Genomic DNA, 10,084 nt, shown 5'->3' with positions numbered 1-10,084 from the left:
GTTGGAGTAGGTAACGGTTCTCAGGGCTTCCTGATATTGGGCAACAGTGGCTGTGCCCGTCAGTGTCATAGTGCCGGTAGAAGCATTCCAGCTTCCGGAGATACCATTGTGATCACTGAACGAGAGACTGTCTTCGCCAGAAGCGTAATTGTTGCTGATGCTGATGGAGGCACTGTCGATGGTGACTGAATCAATATCAGCCAGTGTTATGTGACCATCAATAACCTGGCTGCCGTCGTTTTCTGTGTAATCCAGTGTACCGCCAGCCGTTAGTATAGGGGCATCATTGGTGCCCTGGATAGTGGCTGTGACTGTATGCTCTGTGCCATCCAGAGTCTGAACCGTAAAGCTGTCAGTCAGAGAGTCTCCATGACCTAATTCCTGAATAACACTCTGGCTGTTGTCTGCGGTATAAGTCCAGCTTCCTGCAGAATCAATTGAAAGTTGTCCATGGGTGCCGGAAAGCGTTTCTGATTGAAACTCGGCTTCATTATCGTCCAGGTCCGATACAGTCAGTGTCCCGGCAGTGCTCAGAGTACCGGAATCGTCTTCAGTCACTGTACCTGTTTCAACGCCACCAATAATCGCAGAGTCGTTGGTACCTGTGATAGTGACAGTAGCGAATTGAGGTGAGCTGCCGCCATTTCCATCGGTGACATTAAAGACATAATTCAGTGTTTCAGTGACCCCTTCACCCAGATGCTGATAGATAGAGGTATCAATTTCCAGACTGCCAGCTGTGGTCGAAACACCGGAATCATCACCACTGATCAGTCGCAGCTGAGTGATAGAGAGTGTGTCGCCTATGTCCGGATCAGAAGCTCCCTGCAACAGGTTTATAGATTGTGTGCCACTGTCTTCAGAAAGCCCTTCATCAATGGTACCTGTGAGTTCGGGGATGTCGTTGACAGAAATTACATCCAGAGTGGCAGTGGCAGAAGCCTCATCGCCGGTTGTTCCGTCTGAGACCGTGAAATTGAAGGTGACATCATTGGCAAAGTAATGCTCAGTGGGTGTATAGCTCCATGTACCGTCATTATTATTGTTCAACGTACCAGCATCAGAGTCTGCAAGAGCGACTGACGCAACGCTGAGGCTGTCGCCATCAACATCGCTGGCTGAAGCCAGAAGATCGGCTTCTGAAATGACATAAACGGTATCTTCCAGTGATGATCCCAGGTCAACATTATCTGCAACGGGAGCGTCGTCTACTGGAATCAGATCAACATGAAGGGTTTTGCTGACCACTACCTGATCATTGTTTGCGGTTTCTTCTGTGGTGGCGGTAAAGGTAAGAGTAAAGTCACTATCCCTGTCAGAAGGAGGAACCAGTCTTAAAGAGTTCTTCTGCCAACTACTGAGATCGATATTACTGCCATCGCTAGTGATGGATTGAATGCCATCCGTTACGACACTGCCCGCAGGCGCTCCAGAGAGCATCAGCTGATAGGATTCTGAACCATCACTGTCAGCGAGGTCACTGCTTAAACTGAGCGGAACAGGAGTATCTTCATAACTGCTGATGCTGTAGTCAATGCCGGGGTCTGCACTGTCTTGCGCTCCCAGTCTGACAACAGAAATATCATCCACAATGGGTCCGGAGCCCTGGTTCTGTGAAGCCACTTCCCTGATTTGAACCAGAGTGGAGTCCTGATCCGTATTTGGCAGATCAATGGTGTGTTGACCCCATACAGTGCCGGGGTCAATAGTGGCAATGACTTCACCGTTCCAGACAATCTCGACGTCGTCGGTGCTGTCGTCAGTGTCGCGCTGTCTTAACCAGAGCGTGAGCTGGTGGTTATGGCCAAGACTGGTGTTCACTGTGTAGTTGAGAGCATCGGGAGTTCCGCCGGCACCCACATCCAACTCGGCGAGCCGGTTGCCGCTGTGAGGATCACCCATAACGCCGCTGCCATGGGTTTCCAGACCATTGGTGGTTGTCCAGTCGCCGAGCCCGTTTTCAAAACCCAGTGTGGTGACTGTTTCTGAGCCAGAAAGATCCAGGGAAGCTGCGTCAGCAACTGGAGTGACATTGAAAGTGAAGGTCTGAATATCTGATGAAAGTTCGCCGTCGTTTACTCTGAAGTCAAAGCTGGTGTAATCATCTGCGCTTTCATGGGTTTCAGGCAGGAAGGTCAATAAACCCCCTGAAATATCAGCCCGACTGACGGTATCTCCTTGAGAAACCAGAGCGCCGTTCAGCTCAAGTGTTCCGTTGGCAGGAAGAGCCTCGATAATAACGGATTCCAGTTGATCACCGTCATCCTCGTCGTTGTATGGAAAATCATTCAGGCTGAAGCGATAGAGTGAGTCTTCATCAATAGTGGTTGAATTGTCTGAAGAAACAGGTGCCTCATTAATGTCATTAACTTCAACGGTAAAGCTTTCGCTATAGGTTGCGCCGTGGTCGTCTGCTGTAGTGACTTCGATGTCGATGGTTTCATCTGTCTCGTGATCCAGAGAAATACCATCCTTGAGTTTTAAGTCGCCATCCACCACTTCGAAACGATTGTCATCAACAGCGTAGGTATGGTTGTCAGAGAGGTCTTTGTCGCTGGTAGATAGAGAGCCAATTACGGCTCCATCCTGATTCTCATCAATAAGACCGTTGGATAATTCTATATCTTCAGGATTGTCATTCAGCCCTTCAATTGTGATAGAGCTACTCTGACTGACACGGCCACCATGACCATCATCTACTTCATAGGTGTACTCAAGCTGCTCTGTCTCGCCTTCAGCCAGATGCTCATAGGCAGAAGTATTAATGGAGAGACTGTTGCCATCGTCCGCAACTGTGACGCCAACCGGATCGCCAGCTGTTAACGTGAGGGAAACTGCATTCAGAGTGTCAGTGGCATCGATATCAAAGGCACCGGCCAGCAAGTCTATATCAAAGTCATCACTGTTCTGGTTAGCGATTTCAATAATGGCTTCCCTGACCTGGGGTAAATCATTGGTACCTGCGAGGGTAATCGTGACCGATTGTGAAACCGACTCTCCCTGGGTATCCGTCACATGATATTCGTAAGTCAGGGTTTCCGATTCGCCTTCAGCCAGATTCTTGTACGCATCCGGATCAATGGTCAGATCGCTGCTATCCAGGCCAATGCTGACACCGGCTTCATTACCTTCTGTTAAACGCAGTTGAGTTACTGATAGTGTGTCCGAACGGTCTTTGTCAGAAGCTTGGGAGAGAAGATCAATGACGGTTTCACTATCGTTTTGAACAATATCTGCCGAAATAGGGCCAGAGACTTCAGGGGCGTCGTTGACACCTTTAATGGTGATATCAACAGAAGCCTGTGAACTGGCACCACTGCTGTCAGTGACTTCAAAAATAAAGGTAACAGTAGATTGTTCGTCTGCGGCAAGGTATTCGAAGTCAGCTCCAGGCAGGAACTGAAAGCTGCCATCGTCATTCAGAATCAATTGTCCTGAAGCTGGAGAGGTTACCAGTCTGAATGCCAGCACTTCACCGGTGTTAGCATCGTAAACGTGCAGTTTTCCCTCAAGCACTGAACCATTTTCACTGCTCCCCATAATCATATTGTGGGCTGTGGGGGCGTAGTTCACATTCAGGAATTGGGTGTCTTCTTCTTCATCATCGTCGGCAAGGGGGTTTTGTGGATTGTCAGTTGTAGGCGTGAGGATTTCTTCAGCAACTTTTTCTTGTTCGGATATTTCTCTTTCAACGACCATGATGTCGCTGGTTGAATCACTGGACACTTCTGGTGACTGATCTGTTGAACTATCGGATTCACCCGCGGAAGAAGGTTTGGAAACGTCAACAGGGTCAGCGCCTTCAGCGATGGCAGTCTGAATTTCATCAACTTCTCTGGACTCAGGAATATCAACGGTCTCAGCAGATTGGAGCAAGCTCTGAAGCATGACGAGTTGCGACTGACCGCCCAGCTGAATGACTTCATTATTAAGAAGGCGAATGGAAGCTGATCCACTGGATTCAGAAACCACCCTGTCGTTGAGATAGAGAGGGTCGCCTTCCTGAAGAATGCGTTTGTTGCCATCAGGGGCGATGACAACAACGGTACCGTCTGTTTCCTGAATGTGGCCGATGACTGGCCTGGAACCATCAGAGTCTGAATGCATATTCCCTTGCCCACTTCCTTGTTGGGTAAAGAGGAGTTCAGTTGTAAAAGCCTGAGCAAGGAAAGCCAGGTTACCGGTGGGGAGAACTCCTTCTCACACCATTACTTGATAAAAAAGCACACTTATTAGAAAGCTTAGCCATAAGGAGGCAGGGGAGGAGGAGAAAGGTATATAAGAAAATGAAATAAAATCATGTGGTTAGATGATTTATTTCAGAATGTTATTAAAAGTTTAATCATTAATTTTTAATTGTTCTTAGAAAAGTCGCCAGACTTCCATACTGATGACTTTTTAACGCTCTGTCAGGGCATTCTGTTGAGCTTTCAGAATGGGTTTCATCAGATATTCCATCAGGGTTTTCTCACCCGTGATGATGTCTACGTTGGCCTTCATACCCGGTATAATTTCTAATGGCTTTTCGGGACTGCCTAGCTGGTTTTCAAGAGTTCTAATTCTGACAATGTAAAAGCTCTCTCCTTTTTCGTCCTTGATGGTGTCAGCACTAATATGTTCTAACTTGCCTTCAAGGCCTCCATAGATAGCAAAGTCATAGGCTGTTAGTTTAACAACTGACTTCATACCTTCCCTGAGAAAGCCTATATCCTTGGGAGCAATCTGGGCTTCGATCAGCAGAGTGTCTTCAACCGGGACAATTTCCATCACATCCATACCAGGCTGGACGACACCTCCTACAGTTTTGACATTAATCTTTTTAACAATGCCTTCTACTGGAGAGCGAAGCAGGGTCCGGACTACCTGATCTTCAAGACTTGTCTGGGTTTCTGACAGTTGATCCAGTCTGACTTCAGCTTCTTTCAGTTCCTGAACCACTTCTTCCCGGAATTTAACAGTAAGTTCTCGCTTACGTGCCAGAGCCTCCTGGTAAGCGGCATTGAGCTTGGGAATAGACAGTTCTGTCATTTTTTTCTCGGAGGCCAGGTCATTTACACGCTGTTTGAGTTGAATCATCTCGACATGAGAAACAACACCCTGTTCAGCCAGCGGAGTGGTCAGCTCAAGCTCTTCTTCACCCAGTTCCAGACTGGTGGACAGAAATTCCAGCTGAGCTTCAGATGCTGCCAACTCGTGCTTAGCCTGAGAAGCCTGCTTGTTGGATATATCGAGCTCAGCCTTCAGACCCGCTTCCCTTCTTTGATAAATCTGGATTTCTCTATCGACGTAAGCCTGGTAGTCACTCAATTCGGGAGGGAACTTTAATGGATTACCGGACAATTCTGCTTTCAATCTGGCCGCTTTGGCCAGTTCACTGTAGTACTCAACAGCGCTTTCCCTGAAGGTTGACTTAAAGCGTGTATCATCAAGCTGGAGGAGCGGCTGTCCTTCTCTCACAAGTTCACCTTCGTGAACAAACAGCTCTTCCAGAATTCCCCCTTCAAGGTTCTGGATAACCTGAAGGTGAGTGGAAGGAATGACTTTTCCCATACCCCGGGTGATTTCATCCAGCGGTGCAATACTGGCCCAGAAAATGGCAGAGCCTATGGCCAGCAGCATGGTGTAGATCAGTAACCGGCCACCCTTGGGGGTTTTCATTAACATGGCAGCACTGGTGTCTGACATGTATTCCAGGTCTTCCGGACTGATGTTTTCTTCCAGTGGAGAAGTACTACCCTGAGCMCCTTCTTCGTTGTCAGAATCCTGAACCTGCCGATCCAGCTCTTCCGGATTATCCAGCATCTGTTCTTCAGTCAGGGCTTCCTGCTCTTCCACTGAAGCTTCAGAATGCTCTGGCTCCTGACTGTCATTGCCAGGTTGATAGGCTGAAGGCTCTTGGGGCTGATCTTCAGGCCTTTCAGAAGGTGTTTTATCGTCCTTGTACTCACTCATTGCACGATCCTGTTCAATCTATTCAGGTCAGTGGCAGATAGATGATGGTTTTATTCTGATCATGGGTTCCATCAATCACTGCAAGGTTATTCAATTTTCAGTTTGCCCTGCTTGAGAGCTGCGTGGACCTGATCTTTGGGTCCATCCGCTACAATCTTTCCGTTGTCTACAACAATCAGTCGGTCAACCAGCTCAAGCATGGACGCTTTATGGGTAACCAGAACAATGGTTTTATCACCGCATTGCTTTTTGAGCTGTTCTTTCACTCTTAATTCAGTGGTGTTATCCATAGAGCTGGAAGGTTCGTCCAGAACCAGAATAGGAGGGTCCATCAGCAAGGCTCTGGCTAGAGCAATGCTTTGGCGCTGACCGCCCGAGAGATTCTGACCTCTTTCACCCACAATCATATCCATACCGTTTGGATGCTTGTTGGCAAATTCGGTTACGCCGGAAATCTCGGCAGCTCTGAGCAGGGCTGTATCTTCAACGAAGCTGGCACCCAGAGTGATGTTTTCCTTGATACTGCCATAGAACAGAGTGATGTCCTGGGAAACACAGCCAATGCTGCTGCGAAGATCGGACGGGTTTATCTGTCTAAGGTCAATTCCATCTACCCGAATAGCGCCTTCATCGGGCTCGTAGAGTCCAAGAATCAGCTTTTCGATGGTGGTTTTACCTGAGCCAATACGACCAATGATCGCAACTTTTTCACCGGGCTTAATGCGCAGGTTGATGTTTCTGAGCGCTTGAATTTCCTGGCCAGGATAAGTGAAGTTGACCCCGTCAAACTCAATGCTTCCGGTCAGCTCCGGGCGGTGCACATAATCACGGTCTGCAGGGCGTTCCACTGGCATATCCATGATTTGATTAAGGCCATCTAGAGCAGATTTCGCTTGATTGTAGCGGGTAGCAAGGCCAGCCACCTGAGCCATGGGAGCCAGGCAGCGGCCAGACAGCATGACGGTTGCAATCAGTCCGCCCATACTGAGGTCGCCTTCTGAAATCAGGAAAACACCGTAAGCCACCAGTGCGATGTTACACATCTGTTGAACATAAGCACTAATGGTTGATGCAGATGAACTCAATAGTTTGGTTTTGATACTCCAGGTGGCAATGTGGCCTACTGCTTTTTCCCATTTATACTGAATCTCACTTTCAGCCTGAGCAATCTTCAGAGCTTCCATACCTGAGAGACTTTCAATCAGAGTGGCATTTTTCTGGGAGTTTGAGCGCAGGGTTTTTTCCACAGAGCGTTTCAGAGGGCCTTGAATCGCAAAACTGTATGCCGCGATCAGTGCCATACAAAACAGGGGAATGTATGCCAGGGGGCCGCCCAGAATGAAGATAACCATGAGAATGATCAGGGTAAAGGGCAGATCAACCAGAGCAATGATGGTAGACGAGGTAATAAATTCTCGAATACTCTCGAATTCCTGCAAGCTCTTGGCGAATGAGCCCACCGAGACAGGTTTGGCAGACATGCTTAGCCCCAAAACCCGTTCCATAATCCGGGACGAGAGCAGTATGTCCGACTTTTTCCCGGCCAGATCAATAAAATAACTTCGTATCATTTTCAGAATGAAATCAAAGCTGAAAACAATAATGGCACCCACTGCGAGCACCCAGAGGGTATCAAAAGCCTGATTAGGAACCACCCTGTCGTAAACATTCATGACAAACAGTGGGCTGGCAACAACAAATATATTGATCAGTAACGAAGCCAGGAGAACATCCCGGTAGATTCTCCATGAGCCTAGAATTGTGCCCCAGAACCAGTGTCTGGAGCGGATATTGAGCGTTGTAGGGGCACGCTTGTCGTAGCGGTGTTTTTCCCGGACATAAATGGTGTATCCCGTGTAATGTTCTTCCAGATCGGAGATGTTTATACGTTTAACGCCATCACCGGCTTCAGGCAGTATGACCCTGGCCTTTCCTTCTTCGTGATCAATATCTATCAGAATGCAGGCTTTTCGTTTTTTGAGGAAAAGAACGGTAGGCGTCACCAGCGGAGAAATATCTTTCAATTCTCTTTTGTGAGTTTTCGACGCAAGGCCGGCTCTTTCGGCTGCACGGGAGAATATCTCTGCGGTGAGTTTGCCATTTTCCAGTGGTAATCCGGCACGAAGAGAGTCGTGAGAAAATGGTTTGCCGTAATGCTTGGTTAAAATACTGAGGCATTCCAGTAATGGATCAAACTCCTGCTGGTCGCTCTCAGGTATTCCCCACTCTTCCGTTGCATCGTCTGCAGCTGCACTGTAATTCATGGTCCCTGCCACTGAAACAAAAAATAAAGATACAGAGTTACTGCTTATTCTGTAGAAAGGTTTCTGAAATTAAGACTAGCGCAGTTTAGTGGTCTTAAATGATTAATAAGGAAGCAATTAGAAAGTGTCTGATATCTGTCGCTTGATTGTTTTTTAATAATCATAAAGACGAAATGATGCTTTTTTGACATGGAGGTGTTTTGTGAGTCTTGAAGGGGTTAAATCGTTTGTCGCAAGTCATTTAAGCCTTACTGGTTTAAAGAGTGATTGTGAAAAATTATATGGCGTTGTTTTTGGAAAACTGGTTCATGTGCTTGAAGCATTAACAACGGCATTAGATAAAGTCAGTGGCTCAGCTGGTTCTGAGTTGTCATTTAATCAGTCTGTTCATAAGCGAAAGGCATCTCCCTGGAAGGTAGCTGTTAAGCTTCATAACTGGCATCTGGAAAGATATGAAGAGAAAGCAAGGTCGCTGATGACCAGTGCTCTGGAAAAACTGGTAGATAGAGGCACGAATATTCAGGATCTATCCTCCGAAGAGGCTAAGTCATTAGCGAGTGAACTAATGGAAGATCTTCTTGAGTTGGATGACTCTGTTTTCAGAGCTCTGTCCATTGCTAAAGGAAAGAAGCCAGGGCCGGAAGACATGGGCAAGGCTATGCGCGATCTTTTTGATGAAGTGGATAAAGGAGATGACGAAAAACTAAAAACGTTATTACGCGAAAAAGGTTTCTTATATAAGTTTATTCGAGCCTCCGCACAATTGAATGTTATTAAAGCCTCTGTAAAAACAGACAGTGAAGTTGAAGCTCAGCCTCTTGCTATTAATTGTCTAGGCGTTAGAGCCTGTAATTTTTTGCATAATACGTTAGAGCTCTACTATGAAATGACAGATAGTCTGCTTCCAGATGAAAAAACTTCATTGCAAAAACAAATTGATGCAGTCTCAGCCAGTGAAAATGACCTTTTACCTCTGAGTCAGGCCGTTTTCAACAGACTTTATTCAGAAGATTGAGAAAGTTAGGATGAGTAGTGTTTCCAAGGCTGTAAGAACTTTTGTCCGTGATCATCTTTCTCTGGAAGGAATAAAGAAAGACTGGGCAAATTTCAGAGGAAAGCTGGTAGAAAGGCGAAAAGGTGAAGCAAAAGTATCCGGTAGTAAAAAGGCTTCTACCAGCACCAGTGCTAAAAAACATATTTTGGACAGGAAAGGTGCAAGCACAAAGCCCAATCCTTATGTGAGCTTTCGTCTGGATGAAAAAGGGAAGCCAGAAGTTCAGGTCGAGAAAAAAGTTGTTGAACCTACCGTCAGTCAATTACCCATAGAAGAAGTTGAAGCCAGGGCCACAAAAGCTCTTCAGGAATGTATTCATGATATCTGCGTAGGCGATGCGGCACGTCGCATTCATAAACTGTCAGAAGTGATGCGACATGTTCATAGGATTTGTCTGGAAAGAAAAGGCAAGGAATTCGGCACGGAAGATATAGGTAATACGCTGGAAGATCTGCTTAACAGAATTCCCTTGAATCAAGGCGTGTCCAAAGTTCTGGCAAGAGAGCTTTCCAGTAGCGAAGGCGCAATGCAGGATTTGTTTGCGGTTCAGCTGCCTGCTTACTACAAAAGAGATTTCAGTCCGAAGGTGAGGCAGACGGATTTAAGTCTTACCAATGATCTAAGTCATACCGCCAACGAATGTATGGTCATGACGCCTGTGCTGGTGAGGTTGCTGGCAGAAAAAGTAGCGCCAGATCAAGCAGATGAAATTACACGGCAATTTGCTTATATGAAAGACCCGAGTCCAGAAAGACTCAGGCCTGTTTTCAGTGCCATGCTAAGAGTTGAGTAATCAGAATAGCCTGGAAGCGTC

General features: G+C 46.9%; 5 protein-coding genes. 2 read left to right on the top strand and 3 right to left on the bottom strand.

Annotated features, from left to right (window positions below; translation table 11 throughout):
• The 3 genes from WG89_RS15705 to WG89_RS15695 all read right to left on the bottom strand — a co-directional run.
• The coding region (locus tag WG89_RS15705; protein WP_153301627.1) for a retention module-containing protein at window positions 1-4,107 on the bottom strand (4,107 nt) is incomplete at its 3' end.
• Window positions 4,108-4,398: 291 nt separating this feature from the next.
• A complete protein-coding gene (locus WG89_RS15700) occupies window positions 4,399-5,952 on the bottom strand; it encodes an HlyD family type I secretion periplasmic adaptor subunit (RefSeq protein ID WP_079253867.1) in 1,554 nt (517 codons plus the stop codon).
• 86 nt (window positions 5,953-6,038) lie between these two features.
• Complete coding sequence (locus WG89_RS15695; RefSeq protein ID WP_062267802.1) at window positions 6,039-8,216, bottom strand: type I secretion system permease/ATPase; 2,178 nt, start codon at window positions 8,214-8,216, stop codon at window positions 6,039-6,041.
• Between the two features lie 202 nt (window positions 8,217-8,418).
• Between WG89_RS15695 and WG89_RS15690 the strand changes: the two genes are divergently transcribed.
• On the top strand, window positions 8,419-9,231 hold the full coding sequence (locus tag WG89_RS15690; protein WP_062267800.1) for a hypothetical protein: 813 nt from the start codon (window positions 8,419-8,421) through the stop codon (window positions 9,229-9,231).
• Between the two features lie 10 nt (window positions 9,232-9,241).
• The gene (locus tag WG89_RS15685) at window positions 9,242-10,063 is read left to right on the top strand and encodes a hypothetical protein (protein ID WP_062267798.1); all 822 of its coding nucleotides are present in this window, start codon (window positions 9,242-9,244) and stop codon (window positions 10,061-10,063) included.
• The last annotated feature ends 21 nt before the right edge of the window (window positions 10,064-10,084 follow it).

The sequence above is a fragment of the Endozoicomonas arenosclerae genome (genome assembly GCF_001562015.1).
GTDB lineage: Bacteria > Pseudomonadota > Gammaproteobacteria > Pseudomonadales > Endozoicomonadaceae > Endozoicomonas_A > Endozoicomonas_A arenosclerae.
The sequence above is the reverse complement of the archived record's forward strand: the minus strand, read 5'-3'. Positions and strand labels throughout refer to the sequence as shown.

Coding starts and splice junctions, on each gene's coding strand:
- WG89_RS15695 (WP_062267802.1), bottom strand. CDS start 8,216: ATGAATTACAGTGCAGCTGCAGACGATGCAACGGAAGAGTGGGGAATA.
- WG89_RS15685 (WP_062267798.1), top strand. CDS start 9,242: ATGAGTAGTGTTTCCAAGGCTGTAAGAACTTTTGTCCGTGATCATCTT.